This window comes from Streptomyces jumonjinensis, from assembly GCF_009600885.1.
In the GTDB taxonomy this organism is placed as follows: Bacteria; Actinomycetota; Actinomycetes; order Streptomycetales; family Streptomycetaceae; genus Streptomyces; species Streptomyces jumonjinensis.
The window spans coordinates 1-16,462 of sequence record NZ_VCLA01000015.1 but is presented as its reverse complement, the minus strand read 5'-3'; the positions used below and the strand labels follow the sequence as shown (position 1 = coordinate 16,462).

The following is a 16,462-nucleotide window of genomic DNA, read 5'->3' as shown; positions in this document are numbered from 1 at the left end:
CACCTACTACCTCCGCTCCCGCCCCGCCACCCGCATCGCCCGCGCGGCCACCGCACCCACACCCGCCCAGACCACCCCTGAAGACGCGGTCGCCTGCTCCCTCGAAAACCCCGAATCCTGCGAGTCCTGCCAATGACGGAACGGTCCGGTGTGTTCGGAGAACTCTGATCGCGGAGCTGTTTCGCATCACTTCAGGACGACACAGCCGCGATCCGTCAGTTCGGCGAGCAGGCTTCGCGGGATCTCGACATCGTTCCAACGCAGGTCCAGCTTTTCCAGGGAAGGCATCTCGGCCACCCAGCCCGGCAGGGTGCGAATGCGATTGCTGCGCAGATCGAGCTGGCGCAGCAGGGGCAGAGCCGCCAGCGGGCCCGGAATCTCGGTCAGGGCGTTCTCGCGAAGGTCCGCGTGGCGCAGCTCGGTCAGTCCGGCCGTGGATTCGGGCAGAGAGCCGAGTGCGTTCCCGCGCATCCACAGCTCGCGGAGCCGGCGCAGGCCGCCGATCGATTCCGGGAGCCGTGTCAATCGGTTGTGCTGAGCGCGCAGTTCGATGAGTCCGGTCATGTCGCCGAGCGACGGGTGGAGCTCGGTGAGTCTGTTCTCGCCCGCATTCATATAGCGCAGTTCGGTGAGTTGTCCCAGAGAATTTGGGAGCTCGGTCAACTGATTGTCGTGCACATAGAGAAAGTCGGTGAGCTCAGGCAGTTCGCCGATCGCGTCGGGCACGGAAGAGAGCTTGTTGTGCCCGAGGTCCAGGGTGCGCAAGCGGCTCAGCCGTCTGATGTCGGGGGAGATTTCCGTCAGCCCGTTGTCCGCGAGGATCAGCACCCGCAACTCAGGGTTCCGCCAGACCGTCTCGGGTACTTTCCCTAAGCCCTGTCGCCATAGATTCAGCGTCTGCAAGACGACCCTGCCTTCTTCTGTCATCGCGGTAGTCTAACGGCGAGCGGAAAGAGGGCGAGGCACCGCGCTCAGAGCCGGCCCGATGGACCGGGAGGGCCCGTGAGAAGCCCCAGGGACTTGGCCATGAACAGCAGAATCAGGGTCTTCGCATCGGCGGCGGGCTGCTGGAGCACCAAGGAGACGGCGCGGTCGAGGGACAGTTCGAAGACCTTGTTGTCCTCCCCCTCCTCGGCTATCCCGCCCCCGGCGCCGACCCGGTCTTCGGGTGAGTACTCGCCGGCGAAGAGATGTGTTCTCTCCGCGCTGAGCTGTGGGCTCAGATAGACCGTGGCGAGATGATCGAGCCTCTTCACTCGATACCCCGCTTCCTCTTCCACTTCGCGGCGGGCCGCTTCATGCGCGGCCCTCTCACCCACCAGTCCTCCGGGAACCTCGAACAGGGCGCCGCTTGGGTCGCCGTGGAGGAATGCGGGCAGCCGGAACTGGTCCGTGAGGAGGACGGTGCCGCGTGACCTGGAATACAGGAGCGCGGATGCCCGGTCGCCGCATTCGACGCTGAGTCTTGAGAACTTCTGGATATCTCCGTCATGTCTCAGTAACTGCAGTGTGTACCGGCGCAGAATGAACCAGTCGTCTGCGAGGGTTTCCACTCCCTGTATCCGGGCGCGGGGATTCGCGGTCTCGTCTTCGGGAGGAAGAATCATGGGCAGCCGTCGGTTTCTGAGGCACCCGTCGGGCTGAACTCCGGATTGCGGATCTTTCCTCCCGGTGGAAACAGGTCGTGAGGATCGAGGATCGCGCTGGAGAAAACAGAAGAAATGTCATTCTCGACAGCGATCCTCAGGGATGTCAAGAGCCCTGGTCCGGACGCGATGCACGGGCCGGGATTCCGAGAGCCGGAGCGCTTGTCGGAGCCCAGGGACGGCATCCGATCCGGCCTGGCGTAACGTCATTGCGTACCCGTACATCTGCAAGGAGAGCCGACGTTTGACCGAGGAGGAGTTCGCGGACTTCTACAGCGGGTCCGTGCGCCGGCTCACCGGCCAGCTGTACGTCATGACCGGCGACTTCCACGAGGCCCAGGACGTGGTCCAGGAAGCGTTCGTGCGGGCCTGGGGCGCCCGCCGCCGACTGGAGTGCGAGCGGGGGCCCGAGGCGTGGGTGCGGACCGTCGCCTGGCGGCTCGCGGTGAGCCGTTGGCGGCGGTTCGCCCGAGGGCAGCGGGCATGGAGCCGGCGGGGGGACTCCGGGGTCAGCGAGGGCCCCGGACCCGGGATGGTCGATCTGGAACGGGCTCTGCGCTCGATGCCCTCCCGGCAGCGGCAGTGCGCCGCGCTGTTCTATGTCTGCGATCTGTCGGTGGAGAAGATCGCGGCCGAGACCCGGCTGTCCACGGGCACGGTCAAGACCCATCTCTCCAGGGCCCGCGTCAAGCTCGCCGGCTGTCTCGACCACTACGCACAGACCGGGGAGAGCCGTGATGTCTGACCACGACGACCGGGTGGCGGCTCAGCTGCGTTCCGCCGCGGACCAGGCGGGGGAGTGGACGCGGCCCGTGGACGTACGCGCTCTCGCGGCCCGGGCGGGGGAACGCCGGCGTCGCAGGGCGCTGGCCGTGACGGGAGCCGGAGTGCTGTGCGCGGTGGCGTCGGTGGTCGCGGCCGTGTTCACCGGCGCCGATCCGGGTCCGGAGAGTCCGCTGCCGCCCGCGAGCATCACATCGGAGCTCCCCCCGACCAGGCAGCCCGGTCCCACCCCGAGTCCCACCTTGCCGCAGCCCCCGACGTCGCTGGAGACGAGCCCGCTCCCGGGCTCGCTGGAGACGAGTCTGCCCCCTGCGTCGACCCCGATCGACACTCCTGCGGCACCTGGTCGCTGAGCCGGGCCAGTGTCCCCGAGGCGCGGCCCGGGGACATCGGCCCGGAGCGGAGACAGTGCTCGCACGCGGGTGCGCGGGATCGACGGCGGCGGGCCCCGCCGTATCGCGCCCTGTTCGAGGGCGTCCAGTGATCTACATCACGCTATGTCAACCTCACCCCTGGGCTCCGGCGTAAGGCCAGCAGAACCTGACCTTGCGAGGAGCCCGATGGCCGACCAGACCCAGAGCCAGCCCTGGACCGTACGCCCGACCGCCATCGTTTTCTCCCGGCTCTCGGCACTGCCGAAACCGCGCGCGGGAACCGGCCGTGCCGTGGGCACGGTCCTCACGGTGTACGCGGTGAGCACGGCCGTGCACCTCGCGATCCTCGCCATGATGATCCCGCCGGGCGGCCCCGGCGTCCGGGACAGACTGCTCTCCTGGGACGCGGCGCTCTACCGGTCCATAGCCGCCGACGGCTACCCACAGGGTTTCACCTACGACGAATCCGGCGAACTGACCGGCAACAACCTCGCCTTCTTTCCCCTCTACCCCCTGCTGACCAGAGTCCTTTACCGGCTGACGGGCCTGGACGCGGGCACCGCGGCCATCGCCGTCGCGCATCTGTCCCTGGTGGGGGCGCTGTTCGCCGTGTACGCGCTGCTGACCCGGCTGTACGGGGCACGTACCGCGGCCATCGCGATCACGCTGCTCGCGGGGGCGCAGCCCATGGCCGTGGCACTGCTCATGGGGTACAGCGAAGCCCTGTTCCTCGCGCTGGCCGCGGGCGCGCTGCTGGCAGCCCACCGGGGAGCCTGGCTGACGGCGGGCACCCTGGCCCTGCTGACCGGGCTGACCCGGCCCGCGGCGTTCGCCCTGACAGCGGGCCTCGTGGTCGCCGCGGTGCTCCCGATGCGACGCGAGGGACGTCTCAGCGCCCGCCCGCTCCTCGCCATCGTCCTCGCCTGCGCCGGGACCCCCGCCTATCTGCTCTGGGTGGGCTGGCGCCTGGGACGGCTCGACGCCTGGTTCCTCGTCCAGGAAGCGGGCTGGGGGACCCGCTGGGACAACGGCGCGTCATTCCTCGCGTTCCTGCGTGAGGCGCTGCTGCGCGGGGACGGCTGGATCCCGGTGAGCACGGCGGTCCTCCTCATCGGGGCGGTCTGCGCGACGGCCGCCGCCTGGCGGCGCGGCGTATGGCCCCCGCTGTTCGTCTACGGCACGACCGTACTGGTGCTGACTCTCGCGCAGAGCAACTACTACCACTCCAAACTTCGGCTCCTCATCCCCGCCGTGGTGTTCCTGCTGCCCTTCGCAGGGAGCCTGAGCCGGGCCGGTAGGCGCGGTCTCGCGCTCGGGCTGACGGCGGCGACGCTCTTCGGCAGCTGGTACGGCGCGTACATGCTGACGAGTTGGCGGTACGCGATCTAACGGGGAGCCCATGTCCCTGCGGCAATGGGCAACTAGGACCGATACTGACCTAATCGATGCCTAGCGTTGCGGATATGAACAACGACGCCATCCGTCCTTTCCGTATCGAGATCCCGCAGACCGCGCTGGACGACCTGCGCGAACGGCTCGCCCGCACACGCTGGCCGAGCGAGATGGAGGGCGAGGGGTGGGGGCGTGGCGTCCCGGTCGGGTATCTGAAGGAGCTGGCCGCCTACTGGGCCGACGGCTACGACTGGCGGGCGTGGGAGTCCCGGCTGAACGCCCACCCCCAGTTCACCACCACGATCGACGGACAGGACATCCACTTTCTCCATGTCCGCTCCGAACGCGCCGACGCCCTGCCGCTGATCCTCACTCATGGCTGGCCCGGCTCGATCGTCGAGTTCCTCGAACTGATCGAGCCGCTCGCACGGGACTTCCACCTGGTCATCCCGTCGATCCCCGGCTTCGGCTTCTCCGGCCCGCCCCGCGAAGCCGGCTGGAACACCCAGCGCACCGCCGCGGCCTGGGCGGAGCTCATGCGCAGACTCGGTTACGACAGGTACGGAGCCCAGGGCGGCGACTTCGGCGGCGGCATCACCCGCGCCCTCGGGCTGGCCGCGCCCGAGAAGGTGGTCGCCGTGCACATCAACGGCGGCACCACCTACCCCAGCGCGGCGGAGGACGACCCCACGCTGACCGAGCGCGAACGAGCCCGCGTACGGCGCATGAACGAGTTCATGGCCGAGGCAGGCGGCTACCTCGCCATCCAGTCCACCAGGCCGCAGACCCTCGCCTACGGTCTGACCGACTCGCCCGTCGCCCAGCTCGCCTGGATCGTCGACAAGATCCGGGACATGACGGACCTCGCGAAGGAACTCCCCCATGAGGCCGTCGACCGCGACCTGCTGCTGACCGACGTCACCGTGTACTGGCTGACCGGCACAGCGGGCTCGTCGGCCGCGCTCTACTACGAGGACACCCGGGCGTGGAACGAGCCGGAGGTGTCGCCCGTGCCGACGGCGGTGGCGCTGTTCACCATCCAGGACATCGCGCTGCGCCGGGACGAGGAGAAGGCGAACAACCTGGTGCGCTGGACCGAGTTCGACCGCGGCGGCCACTTCGCCGCGATGGAGGCCCCCGACCTCCTGCTCGACGACATCCGCGCGTTCTTCGCCGACTACCGCTGACCGGCCTCGGCCACGGCCACGGCGGCGCCTCGCCGCCCGGGCTGAACGCTCAGCACAACCCAGTAGAGGCTGAGTACCGGTACTCACGCCCGCGGCGCGCTCCCGGCCCACGATGAAGATCACCATCGTTCGTGACCAGGAGGAACCGCATATGCTCAGCCGCCTCGCCGACGCCCTGGTGTCCGCCGCCGGCCGTCTGACGGTCACCGCCGACGCCGGCGCCGCTTTCGCGCCGGGCAGCGTCATCGCCGCCAACCACACCTCACTGGCCGACCCGGCCGTCGTCCTGGCCGCGCTGCGCCGCCTGGGCGTCGAGCCGGTCGTCCTGGCCACAGCGGGTCTGTGGAGCGTTCCCCTGCTCGGCCGGGCCCTCACCCGGGAGGGACATATCCCGGTACACCGCAGGGACCGCCGAGCCGCCGACGCACTGGACGGCGCCGCCGACGCCCTCGCCCGGGGACGCATCGTCCTGATCTACGGCGAGGGCGGCCTTCCCCGGCGTGAAGACGTCGCGGAGGCGGCCCCGGCGGCATTCCGCAGCGGCCTGTCCCGGCTCGTCCACCGCACCGGCGCCCCGGTCATCCCCCTGGGACAGGCCGGGGCACGCCGCCTCACCTCGGGAAACCGCGCGAAACAGCTCGCGGGGGCGGTCACCGCACCTCTGCGCCGCCCCCGTCTGCATGTCCACATCGGGGCTCCGCTCGTGCTGACCGGTGAAGGGACGGCCCGTACCGCGCGCGCTCACGCGGCGGTGACCGCGGCCTGGCGGACGGCGGCGGAGCACCTCGGAGCCTCGACTGCCGCCCCCGGGGCCGACACATGACTGAGGGGATGTCCTGACACGTCTGATACGCGGTCGACACCGGTTGGAAGACCGCTGGGCTCAGGATCGGGCCCGGAAGGGACGGCCGGATGCGGGCGCCGTCCCCGTACAAGCCCGCCGGGGCCGCACCCGGTGGCAGACGAAAGAGAGTGCGCCCTTGCGCAGGTCGATAAGCCGACAGGCGATCGCAGCCCTTGCGAGTCTCTGTGGCCTCGGGATCGTGTTCACCGCTACGCCGTCCGCCTCGGCGATCGTCGGCGGAAAGCCGGTGGCGGACGGCGAGCGGCCGTTCGTCGTGCAGATCGAACGGCAGGGTGACGGCGGGGCATGGTCGCACTACTGCGGCGCGGCGCTCGTCGACAGCCGGGTCTTCGCCACGGCGGCGCACTGCGCCAAGTTCGTAGAGCAAGGCAGAGTCAAGATCCGGCTTGTCCTGGGGCGGGCTGATGCGAATGCCCCGGGGGGAACGGTGGTGACCGATGACCGCTTCTCCGTCTACAGCCACCCCGGGTTCTCGACGCTGACCAATACGGACCTGGGTCTCATCGTGCTCGACGACCCCGCCGACCAGGCGAGTGCGGCCCTTCCCCGGCTGGGAACGGAATTGCGGCCGGGGCGTCTCGTACGCGCCGCGGGCTGGGGCCGTACCGACCTCGCGAACCCTGAGAAGCCGTCGCGGCTGCGCGAGGCGAGGCTTCCCGTCTCCGAGTTCGACACCGAGGGAGGCATCTGGGACGAGCAGTTCATCTGCGCGGGTACGGCGGAGTCGCGGGTGGGTCCCGGCGACAGCGGGGGACCGCTGTTCGACCGGGACTCATCCGGCAGGCCGGTCGTGTACGGCCTGGTGACCGGCGATACGAACACCTGCGAGGGGCTTTTCACGAACCTGGCCGACCCGGCGATCTGGAAGCCGTTCCGAGGACCGCTCGCGTCTCACGGTCTCTCGCACGTCATCCCGGCCGGGGGAGCCTGAATGCGCGGGATGGGTCGTGGCGGTCCCAACCGGCTTGTTGGAGTGAATCAGTGTGCTCGTGCATCACGCACCCTGTCCGGCACTCCCGCACGCCTGAGCGCAAGCCTTCTCACCCCTTCAGTCTCATCGGGATGCGGAGCGTGCTGTAGGAGGAATTCACGCTCTTCGGGAGGCAGTCATGGTGCTCGCACGTTCCTTAGCCGTTGTCGTCGTCGCGGCAGGGCTCTTCGCGGCCGGTCCGGGTGCGGCGCTAGCCGCTCCGTCGGCGGCGGCCGTGAGCCGGTTCGACGACGGCAGCTTTGAGTACCCCACCGCGCCGGCGAACTCGTTCACGAGCATCGCCAGCGGGCAGTCGATCGGGCCGTGGAAGGTCACTTCCGGAGCCGTGGACCTGATCGGCGCCGGTTTCTGGCAGGCGGCTGAGGGCGACCAGTCCGTCGACCTCAACGGCGCCCAGGCGGGCGCGGTGGCGCAGACCTTCTCCACGGTCGCGGGGCGGACCTACACGGTCACCTACGCGCTGGCCGCGAATCCGGCGGGCGGCCCCGCGGTGAAGACCGGCAAGGTCCTGGTCAACGGGCAGAACTTCCAGGACTTCTCCTTCGACTCCACCGGGAAGACATTCGCCGCGATGGGCTATGTGCAACGGCAGGTGACCTTCGTGGCCAACGGTCCGACGACGACCCTCGGTTTCGCCAGCACCCTGCCAGGCGCCTATGGACCCGTCATCGACGATGTCCGCGTCACCACCTGCTGCCCGTGTTCCTGCACCACATGACGGTCCGATCGTCCTGACTGTGCCGGGTGCCCGTCCCAGAAGGGGATGGGCACCCGGCCGAGGGTGGGTTCGACGACCGAGCGGCGTGGTCGGACGTGGAAGCGGCGGGCAGCGGGTCGCGTCGAACTGCCGAGCCACCGCTGCTGTTCGCGCCGGGGCCGATGGCGGCGAGCCCGGTCCGGGGCCATTCCGAGTCCGTCCGGACGGCGGCGAGGTTCCTTCACCACGGTTCCGACTCGGTAGGCGCGGCACCGGCCGGAGATCCACCGGCCGAGCGGTAACGGGCCCTTGGTGTACTGATACGGGACGTACAGGCGGCTCTCACGCTGCCGATACCGCTAGGCGTCCACGGCCCCGCGGCACCGGGTACCGGGCGGCGACGCGGTCCAGGCCCCCGGCGAAGGCCCGCGCCTCGATCGTGCGGCGGTGGAAGGTGATGGTGGCCTTCAGATCGCGGTTGGCCATGGTGTGAGGCAGGGTCGAACACGCCACCTCCTTCGGCGGCCGGCTCCCCACCCGCCCGCACGGCCCTCGGCACGCGCCTGTTCGATGTAGGCAGCGGTCGGACACTGCCGCCGTTCCCGGCTCCGGGGTGGCCGTTCCTTATGTTCTGCCGCCGTGGTGCGGCGAGTGCGGTGACGGCAACCCGTCGGCGGAGCACGACGCGCGGTTCCGCGCCTCAGACGGGATGCCGGGTGGTGAGTTGTGCCCTGCCTGCCACCTCTGAGCGTGTCTGAGCGCTCCCTGAGCACCCGTCATACCGTCTCGGGTCTTCTTCTCCTCCGGGGCCCTGTTCGGCTCTCAGTTCGCCGTACAAGGCGTCACTGACATGAAGGCCCGGGGTGGGTGACCGATGGTCATGCCCGCCCCGCCGGTGAGTGACCGGACCTCTCCTTGGAGGTTGCCGGGGCCTGCGAAACGGGCAGGGGGTGCCGGGGGAGGGGTCACACCTTCGGCGTAATCCGCTGCCACCGTGGGGGTGCCGGTGCGCACAACGGTTCAGACGACTGTGGGCCGGCCTGACCATGCCGAGCTTCTGCGCGAGGTGAAGAGATTGAAGAAATAGGCCGGCGAGCGCGTCGAGGTGGCGGCGGCGGAACCGGGCGATCGAGAGGAAGTCCGGGGCCTGGACCAGCTGGCCACACCACCCTCGTCCCGCGCCTCACCTCCGACGGCGTATACCAGGCCATCGCCGATACCCAGGGCCTCAGCGCCGTGCCCGGCGACCTCCCTATGCCGGGTACCGTGCCGAAGCGATGGTCGGTGAGGGCGTTCCGTGCCCAGTAGCCGAACGTGGTGCGGTGAGGGCGTCCGCTACGTGGCAACCGTCCTGGTCGCAGCCATCGACGAGTGGCTGCGACCAGCACATTCGAACCGGGCCGGGGACGGCGGGGAAAATGGCTCGCTGCGTCAGCGGAGCAGATGGCAGGGTGCGGTGCATGGCGTCCCAATATCAAATTCGTGCCGACTACGACGCTCGCACGATCGTGGTCTACCAGGCGTACTCGCCTGCCATCGCTGACGCGGCACTGCGGGCGGGCCGCTTCGTCGCGCCGTTCTCGTTCCACCGGATGACGTGGATCAAGCCCTCGTTCCTGTGGCTGATGCACCGCAGCAACTGGGCCCGCAAGCCCGGCCAGGAGCGCATTCTCGCCGTGCGGGTGACCCGGGAAGGCTGGGAGGAAGCCCTGTCCCGGGCCGTGCTGACGACCGCGGACCCGGCGGCCGTGGCTCGCGCAGCCGTCCATGTCCAGTGGGACCCGGAGCGCTCGTCGCGCGGAGCGGCACTGAACCACTACAGCATCCAGGTCGGCATCAGTCGCCACCTGATCCGCACGTTCACCGACGACTGGATCGTCAGTCTCACCGACCTCACCCCCCAGGTCCACAAGGCCGCTGCACTGATACGAACCGGGCATGCCGCCAAGGCTCAGCGGCTGTTCCCCGCAGAGCGCGCCTACCCACTGTCCCCGGCAATGGAAGGCATTCTCACTCCAGGCGGATGACGGACGGCGGGTGACGGGCGACGGGCCGCCTATGACCCCACCGCACTACGAGCCCTTACACAACAGGCCCCAGCTTGGTCTTTAACTTCAATGCCGTTGGCATAGGGTTGATTTGGCGGTTCAACGGATACCAGGGGGTGGTGTCCGATGGTTGCTCGGTTGGTGGACCGGATCGGGCTGGGGGACCTGACCGAGGTGTTTCCGCCGGAGTTGGTGGACGCGGCGCTGGCGAAGCGCTGGACCGGTGCGGTGCGGGTCCGGCTGCTGCCGCCGAGGCTGATGGTGTACTTCGTGCTCGCGCGGGCGTTGTTCTCCGGCGAGCCGTACCGGGAGGTCCTTCGGAGCCGTACTCAAGCGCGAGGGCAATGCGACCGGCCGCAAGCGGGTAGAGCGCCTGATGCGCGAGGCCGGACTGCACGGAATCAGCCCACGCCGACACGGCAAGGGTTTCACCCGCCGCGACCCGGAAGCCACTCCCGCCCCGGACCTGGTCCAGCGCGGCTTCACCGCGAGTGAGCCGAACCGGCTGTGGGTCACCGACCTCACGATGATCCCCACCGGCGAAGGGCCGCTGTGGCTGTCGGCGATCCGGGACGCCCTCTCCCGCCGCGTGGTGGGCCTGGGAGACCTCCGCCCGCGCGGACGCCGACCTGGCCCTGTCCTTGCTGGAGTACGCCCTGGCCAGCCGCGAAGTCGCACCTGGACGGCTGGTCCACCACGTCGACCACGGCTGCCAGTACACATCGATCAAGATCACGACACGTCTGCTACGGGCGGGAGTCGAGGCATCCATAGGGTCGGTGGGCGACTCGTACGACAACGCCCTCGCCGAGAACCTGTGGATGTTCATCAAGACCGAGTGCGTCCGCGGCCGCTTCTTCGCCACCCGGGTCGAGACGAACCTGACACTGTTCCAGTACATCGACGGCTTCTACAACACCCACCGCATCCAAAAACGCCTCGGCTACCTCAGCCCCATCGAGTTCGAAGAGAAGCACTACGCCGACCAGGCGACGGCCGGGCAAGCGAACCTCCCATCACGCCAACCCGCTCTGACCAGCTAATCAGCACCTCCCGTACATCGGGGGAACATCAACCTGAGGCCGAGCCCCCGGCCAGGGTGTCATATCACGGACTTACGCGACCTTTCATACATGCTCCCGCGGCGAGCACGGCGAAGCAGAGGCGACCGTGCACGACCTGGCCCAGCGGCAGGCGAAAAGGTGTGCGGCTCAGCTCCAGCTCGGCGAGGGCCTGTGGGGTGGCTTGTAGGGGACCGGGCGCCCGGTGTGTGCATCGAGCAGAACGCGGTCGCCGACGGATCGGTCCAGTTTCACGGTCACCTGCTGCTGAAGCAGCTGCTTGGTGCAGTTGCCGTCGTCTTTCCGATCCTTGACAGAGGCCGACAGCACCACACTGCCGCGTGTTTCCAGAACATCGACCACGGGGCCGTCGTCACAGGCGCCATGAAGGGCGACCACGGTCACCGATCGCCCGTCCGCAGATACCTGGACCAGCTGATTGAGCGAATGTCCGGCGATGTCGCGGCTCCGCTCAATCGGCGGCTGAGGAAGTTTCGACGGGGTGACGGCGGCCTGCTTGAGGGGAGAGCCATAGCCCTTCAGATCGAACAGCCAGGCCGGGACCGTCGCCGGTCCACGGCTGCTGGCCACGCTCATCTCACCCAGCTTCACCCCGGTCACAGTGAGGCGCGGCTTTCCGCCGACGCGAGCACCGGCCAGTGTCTGGTACGCCTCGTCCGCCCCCGTCAGCGGTCGTGCAAGCGATCCACCCCCGGTCCAGGCCACCCGGCCGTCCTTGGGCCAGGTGGCGGGCAACTCGCCTTCCAGGACGAACCGCGGTCCTGGTACGCCTGCTCATCGGCCTTGCTCCGCAGGCCGCCCCGCGGCAGCTGGATCACATCGCCCATGGGGTGGAAGCCAGCCCGCCACGCGGTCGCCGCGGCTGACCCGTCCCAGGCCGCGGCGACCTGCCGAGCACGCTGCGCCTGCACGTCCGTGCCGCCTTCGGCCTCCTGCTGGCTGCCGCAGCCGGAGCCGGCCCCCAGGCCGGCGGCGGACAAGGCGACCCCGGCAAACAGGTTGACGGAGCGTGAAGCTCTTTCGCGCATGTGACCTCCCAGGCGAACGGAGTGGCAGGCTGTCCAGTCCGTGTGACGCGGCTGGTCCAGAACAGGTTCCACAGTCGAGCTGGATAGGGCGAGCCGTCAGTAGACCTGCAGGCCCCGTTGAATCAGCACTCGCTCCACCTTCGTGAAATAGTTCCGGTAGGTGCCGCTGGAGGAGGAGTCGCACACCGTCTCGTTGGTGCCGCCGGAGAGGAGGCCCAGGGCCGTTTTTCCGTTGAGTGCCGGCCCTCCGCTGTCGCCACTCAGAGCACAGACCGACGACTCGAACATGCCATACAGCGTCTTGCCTGCGATGTTGACGGTCGTGGTGTTCCTGGTAATGATGCCCGTCGTATCCTGACTGAAGGCCCCGATCCTGTCGATGGCTTCCCGTTCCATCGGGAAGCGGGAGTCATCAATCTGACGGTAATCGTCAGTCCCGTATCGGACCATCCCAAGTGGGTTGATGTTGGGGCCGTTTGCCTTGATGGTGGCCCAGTCGCAAGCGCGAGAGACACCATCACATATGCCTTCGGTGCCCGTTCCGAAGTTGTACGCAGTCTGAGTGCCGATCTTGGTGCTGTTGTGACTGATGTACCAAGTGTTTCCAGTGCGCTCCTCGCAGTGGCCGGCAGTAAGCGTATAGATCGTCCCTGCCGAGTTCTTGGTGTTGAACCCAGCAGAGCAATGCCCGCTGTTAGAGTTCATTTTATTGCCACCGCGGAGGTCTGTGGCCTTGAAATTCAGCTTGCTCTTGATCCGGTCGATGCGTATCGCACCCGGGTGAGCCGCCGCAACCTTCTTGATCCTGGCCCGGCTGGCGGGGGGCACCCCATCGAAGATCGTGACGCCCACCTGGTTGGTCTTGGCCTCGACACCCCACGCTGTATTGGGGATGTTCCCCAGTCGGTCGAGCTCGCGGTGAAGGGACGAAAGCTCAGCCGCACTGCGGGACACCAGTTTCGGGGTCCCTCCCGCGTCCCGGACGGTCTCCGCGGCTGCCTGGTCAGTGACCGTGACCACGAGGTGCCCGTCCTCGTAGTACATGCCACCGGTTCGGTTATCGCCGAGCTTCTGTGTCAGCGCTGCCGCCCGGGTGGGATCAGTGAGCGGCTTCGGACTCTCCTCTGCCGATGCTGGGACAGTCACGGCATTCATGGCCAGGAGGACGATGGAGAGAGTCGGCGCGAGTCGATTCCGGTCAGGCTTCATTGCGTGATCTCCAGATTTTTCGACATCAATGGGACGGTCGTACGAATGCAATAAATCTTCAGCGGAGAGCGATGTCGACGCTTTTAACGCCTGAATTACTCAGCGCGAATGCTCGAATTCCGCAGCCAGGCCAGGAAAGTGAGTGCGACCTGTACGATCTCCAGCCAGATTGGGTTCCGGGCAGTATCGTGCAGGGACAGGCTGCTCAGGCCAGTGGACCGCGCAGCCCGGATGCGGTCCTCAACTTGGGCCCGTCGGCGGTGCCTCAGTTCCTGCGAGCCGCATGCTGCCGGCGTCGGTGAAGCACAACCGGGTGCTCAGGTAGTGCCGTTCTCGATCCCGTCCACTGTGGGTACCGATGCGCCGCGTGAGCCGAAACCACGGTCACCCCAGTGACCGCCAGGGCTGCTATACGCACGTCAGCGGCAGGCATAACCGTAGAGCACATTAGTCCTCCAGTGCCGCCACAATCCTCGACAAGCCCCGTGCCGCCGGGGTCTGCGGCAGTCTCAGACGCTATGCCCTGCACCCGCCCCTGCCGACTCGATCACAGTGAACTGACCGGTTCCAAAGAAGAAACTGACTAGAAATCAGGCATGCCCTGATTATCACCAGGTGTTACCGAGAAAAAGGATGGCTGGCGCTCCGCTTCCTGAACCGGTCCGAAAGTGCAATCTCTAAAAGAGTTAAGACTGAAGGATTCTCAGCAAGGGTAAAATCACGCAGTAATTACCGGATGATCGCGACATGGTTACGGCGCGCCGGTTTGCCTTGGGAAGCCTTGGGTTCGCTGATGCCGGACTTCTTCCGTCGTGGGGGCGAGTCGCTGCGGAGTCCGGCGAGGCGGCGATCACGGATCAGCCACCCGGTGATGACCAGATCGGTGCAAGGCCCCGCCGAGTGACTATCCCCTGCCCCGTAACCACGACCCGGCCCGGCCGACACGTTCAGTCCAGGGGAGCTGGATGTTGTTGGTCGCCGCGGTGCGGCACAGGAAGCTGGAGGTGGCCTCGTCCTCGATCAGCGGCACGCGGAGGGGGATCCGCCTTGCACAGGGCCCTGTGGACCTTGGCTCGCTCGGTTATGGGAAGACCGTTCCGCATGCCGCGGCCTCAGAGGGATCGCTTGAGGGGCGGCACAGTTCGGTCGGCTTCGAACGGCGGCGAGGATCGACGGGGAAAGGTTCTGTAGTCACCCAGGGGAACTGCTTGTTCACGGAGAATTAAGAAATCGATTGCCCGTTCGATACCTTCTGGCTAACGCTGTGAACTCCTCGCAAGATCATCACACCTTTCGATCACTCATGCACTCACCCCTGGGGGGCAGTCAAGCATGCCTGTGCGCGGAAGAACATTCGCTGCAAGCTGGGTTGCGGCCTTCGGGCTAGGCCGTTTCTGATGGCTCTTGAACGGTGTCGTGGAGCCAGATGACGATCGGGGTAACGGTCGGGGTGCCGTTGAAGATGTAGCCGCGCTTGTCGTACCGGGTGGCCACCGCTCGGAACTGCTTCCACTTGTTCACGCATCGCTCGACTGCGTTGCGGCGGCGGTACTGAGCCTTGTCGAAGGCCGGGGGCCGGCCCCGGCCTGTCCCCGGCGCTTGCGGTGGGCCCTCTGGTCATCGGGCTGCGCGATGGTGGCCTTGATCCTGCGCCGCCGCAGGTAGGCGCGGTTGTCACGACTGGAGCAGGCCTTGTCGCCGCGTACCCGGTCCGGCCGGCTGCGCGGGCGGCCCGTGCCGCGGTGCCGGATGCGCGAGCCGTCCGGCACCGGGGCGAACATCGGGCTGTCACCCCGCTGACCGGGTGAGGTCAGCCAGTGCAGCGGGCGGGCCCGGTCGTCGGAGAGCAGATGGACCTTGCTGGTCAGCCCGCCCCGTGAGCGGCCCAACGCCTCACGCCCATCGGCCTCCTCACGTGCCCCGCCCTCTTTTGCGGGTGGTCCGCCGGAGGCTTGCGGGGTGCCCCGGCCGCGTGCTAATGCGCCCGGCAGGATGTCGAGTCGATGTTCACGGCCCACTCCTGCCGATCCGCCCGGCGGGCAAGCGTCCCGTCCGGGCCGTCGGCATCGGCCTCGATCTGCAACTCCTGAAGGACGGCCTTCCATGTGCCGTCGGCCGACCAGCGGCGATGACGCTCGTAGACGGTCTGCCAGGGACCGTACCGTTCCGGCAGGTCAGGGCACCCCGGTCCGCGCCCGGAACAGCACCCCGTTGATCACTCTGCGGTGATCCGCCCACCGCCCGCCCGGCCTGCCGTTGCCGGGCAGAAGAGACTCGATCCTCCGCCACTGCGCGTCCGTGAGTTCGTGTCGCCGCACCATACGGGTGTCCTGCCCGGCCAACCACGAGATCCACCCAGCCCACCGAGATCCATCAAAACGGCCTAACTGAGGAAACATCGTCCCCGCCCGCGCGGGGGTCTTTCGAGCTGTTCGCGAACATCGACGCGCTGCTGGCGGAGGAGCCCCAGCTCCCGTCCCCGGCGGAGCGGGCCCGGCTGCGGGAGGCCGCCGGGATCACTCGGGCCCGCCTCGCGACCGCACTGAAGACGTCGACCAGACGGTCAAGAACTACGAGAACGGCCGCTCCGAGCCGAAGTCGCCGCGCCTGGAGGCGTATCAGCGGCTGCTGAACGGCTGGGCGGCGAAATACCCCGCCCACGGTACTCCCACCGCCGCACCCAATCCGGCCTCCGCTCCGCAGCCGACACCGGAGACGTTCACCGGACCGGCCGCCGCGCCCGTCTCGGAGGAGACGGCCGCACCGCAGGCTCCCGCCACCCGGGCCGTGCCGGAGCCGGAGCGCCCTGCCGCCCGCCCGGTGACGTCGTCGCGGCGGCCGGCCGCGACGAAGGCGGCGAGGCCCGCCACAACGGATCCGCGGTTCCCGCACGGCCCGCTCGCCGTCCTCGACGGCGACGGCTCCGCGTACGGAGTCGACGGGATCGTGCTCGACTGCCCGGCGACCACGGTGCCGGAGCTGGTAGCCGCAGGCGGAGTCCAGCCCCTTCCTCACCAGCCTCGGGAGCTCCGCAGTCCAGGAGCCAGCCGAGGCCACCCGCACTCTCCTGCTGCCAGCCGCCCGCATAGCGGGCTGGTCCTGAAGGCAGAGCCGGAAGGATCCGGTAACGCTCGGAGGGGGGTTTGTTGGTGTGCTGGGT

Annotated in this window: 14 protein-coding genes and 5 pseudogenes; 11 read left to right on the top strand and 8 right to left on the bottom strand. The window is 68.1% G+C overall.

The genetic code is table 11. From position 1 onward, the window contains the following. Positions 1-186: 186 nt before the first annotated feature. Both FF041_RS02040 and FF041_RS02035 read right to left on the bottom strand, forming a co-directional pair. The gene (locus FF041_RS02040; RefSeq protein ID WP_153520746.1) at positions 187-927 is read right to left on the bottom strand and encodes a leucine-rich repeat domain-containing protein; all 741 of its coding nucleotides are present in this window, start codon (positions 925-927) and stop codon (positions 187-189) included. A gap of 44 nt (positions 928-971) precedes the next feature. Then, positions 972-1,607, bottom strand: a complete 636-nt coding sequence (locus FF041_RS02035; RefSeq protein ID WP_153520745.1) for an NUDIX domain-containing protein — start codon at positions 1,605-1,607, stop codon at positions 972-974. 283 nt (positions 1,608-1,890) lie between these two features. Here FF041_RS02035 and FF041_RS02030 point away from each other — a divergent pair, with 283 nt between their 5' ends. Beyond that, the gene (locus FF041_RS02030) at positions 1,891-2,391 is read left to right on the top strand and encodes a SigE family RNA polymerase sigma factor (protein WP_153481461.1); all 501 of its coding nucleotides are present in this window, start codon (positions 1,891-1,893) and stop codon (positions 2,389-2,391) included. A 21-nt stretch (positions 2,392-2,412) separates the two neighbouring features. On the opposite strand, the gene FF041_RS02025 is transcribed toward FF041_RS02030, so the two are convergent. Beyond that, positions 2,413-2,760 carry a hypothetical protein gene (locus tag FF041_RS02025; RefSeq protein WP_153520744.1) on the bottom strand — a complete coding sequence of 116 codons (348 nt, stop codon included), beginning with the start codon at positions 2,758-2,760 and terminating at the stop codon, positions 2,413-2,415. Positions 2,761-2,989: 229 nt separating this feature from the next. On the opposite strand from FF041_RS02025, the gene FF041_RS02020 reads away from it, so the two are divergent. The 5 genes from FF041_RS02020 (at position 2,990) to FF041_RS02000 (ending at position 7,956) form a co-directional block, all read left to right on the top strand. After that, the gene (locus tag FF041_RS02020; protein WP_228387978.1) at positions 2,990-4,192 is read left to right on the top strand and encodes a hypothetical protein; all 1,203 of its coding nucleotides are present in this window, start codon (positions 2,990-2,992) and stop codon (positions 4,190-4,192) included. 74 nt (positions 4,193-4,266) lie between these two features. After that, entirely contained in the window at positions 4,267-5,382 is a 1,116-nt protein-coding gene (locus FF041_RS02015) for an epoxide hydrolase family protein (RefSeq protein WP_153520743.1), read from the top strand. Between the two features lie 151 nt (positions 5,383-5,533). Continuing rightward, positions 5,534-6,205, top strand: a complete 672-nt coding sequence (locus FF041_RS02010; RefSeq protein WP_153520742.1) for a lysophospholipid acyltransferase family protein — start codon at positions 5,534-5,536, stop codon at positions 6,203-6,205. A gap of 220 nt (positions 6,206-6,425) precedes the next feature. Further along, a complete protein-coding gene (locus tag FF041_RS02005; protein ID WP_194291902.1) occupies positions 6,426-7,178 on the top strand; it encodes a S1 family peptidase in 753 nt (250 codons plus the stop codon). A gap of 178 nt (positions 7,179-7,356) precedes the next feature. After that, the gene (locus FF041_RS02000; RefSeq protein ID WP_153520740.1) at positions 7,357-7,956 is read left to right on the top strand and encodes a choice-of-anchor C family protein; all 600 of its coding nucleotides are present in this window, start codon (positions 7,357-7,359) and stop codon (positions 7,954-7,956) included. A 321-nt stretch (positions 7,957-8,277) separates the two neighbouring features. On the opposite strand, the gene FF041_RS01995 is transcribed toward FF041_RS02000, so the two are convergent. Beyond that, a complete protein-coding gene (locus FF041_RS01995; protein WP_153520739.1) occupies positions 8,278-8,421 on the bottom strand; it encodes a hypothetical protein in 144 nt (47 codons plus the stop codon). A 974-nt stretch (positions 8,422-9,395) separates the two neighbouring features. On the opposite strand from FF041_RS01995, the gene FF041_RS01990 reads away from it, so the two are divergent. From FF041_RS01990 to FF041_RS01980, 4 genes and pseudogenes are all read left to right on the top strand, one after another. Next, positions 9,396-9,962 carry a DUF4291 domain-containing protein gene (locus FF041_RS01990; RefSeq protein WP_153520738.1) on the top strand — a complete coding sequence of 189 codons (567 nt, stop codon included), beginning with the start codon at positions 9,396-9,398 and terminating at the stop codon, positions 9,960-9,962. Positions 9,963-10,109: 147 nt separating this feature from the next. Continuing rightward, positions 10,110-10,307: pseudogene (locus tag FF041_RS40520) on the top strand (transposase domain-containing protein); the annotation flags it as partial. 10 nt (positions 10,308-10,317) lie between these two features. Further along, a pseudogene (locus FF041_RS40515) lies at positions 10,318-10,389 on the top strand (IS3 family transposase); the annotation flags it as partial. A 235-nt stretch (positions 10,390-10,624) separates the two neighbouring features. Beyond that, positions 10,625-11,026, top strand: coding sequence for an IS3 family transposase (locus tag FF041_RS01980; protein ID WP_228387976.1), 402 nt, complete (start codon positions 10,625-10,627; stop codon positions 11,024-11,026). Positions 11,027-11,194: 168 nt separating this feature from the next. On the opposite strand, the gene FF041_RS40255 is transcribed toward FF041_RS01980, so the two are convergent. The 4 genes and pseudogenes from FF041_RS40255 to FF041_RS01960 form a co-directional block, all read right to left on the bottom strand. Next, positions 11,195-11,770: a hypothetical protein gene (locus FF041_RS40255; RefSeq protein WP_323390973.1), complete on the bottom strand. Its 576-nt coding sequence runs from the start codon at positions 11,768-11,770 to the stop codon at positions 11,195-11,197. Positions 11,771-12,189: 419 nt separating this feature from the next. Then, entirely contained in the window at positions 12,190-13,302 is a 1,113-nt protein-coding gene (locus tag FF041_RS01970) for a S1 family peptidase (protein ID WP_153520735.1), read from the bottom strand. A 122-nt stretch (positions 13,303-13,424) separates the two neighbouring features. Continuing rightward, positions 13,425-13,574 (bottom strand): annotated as a pseudogene (locus FF041_RS01965) (IS1380 family transposase); the annotation flags it as partial. A gap of 1,111 nt (positions 13,575-14,685) precedes the next feature. Further along, positions 14,686-15,623, bottom strand: a pseudogene (locus FF041_RS01960) (IS5 family transposase). A 47-nt stretch (positions 15,624-15,670) separates the two neighbouring features. Here FF041_RS01960 and FF041_RS38755 point away from each other — a divergent pair. After that, positions 15,671-16,287, top strand: a pseudogene (locus FF041_RS38755) (helix-turn-helix domain-containing protein); the annotation flags it as partial. Positions 16,288-16,462 lie beyond the last annotated feature (175 nt).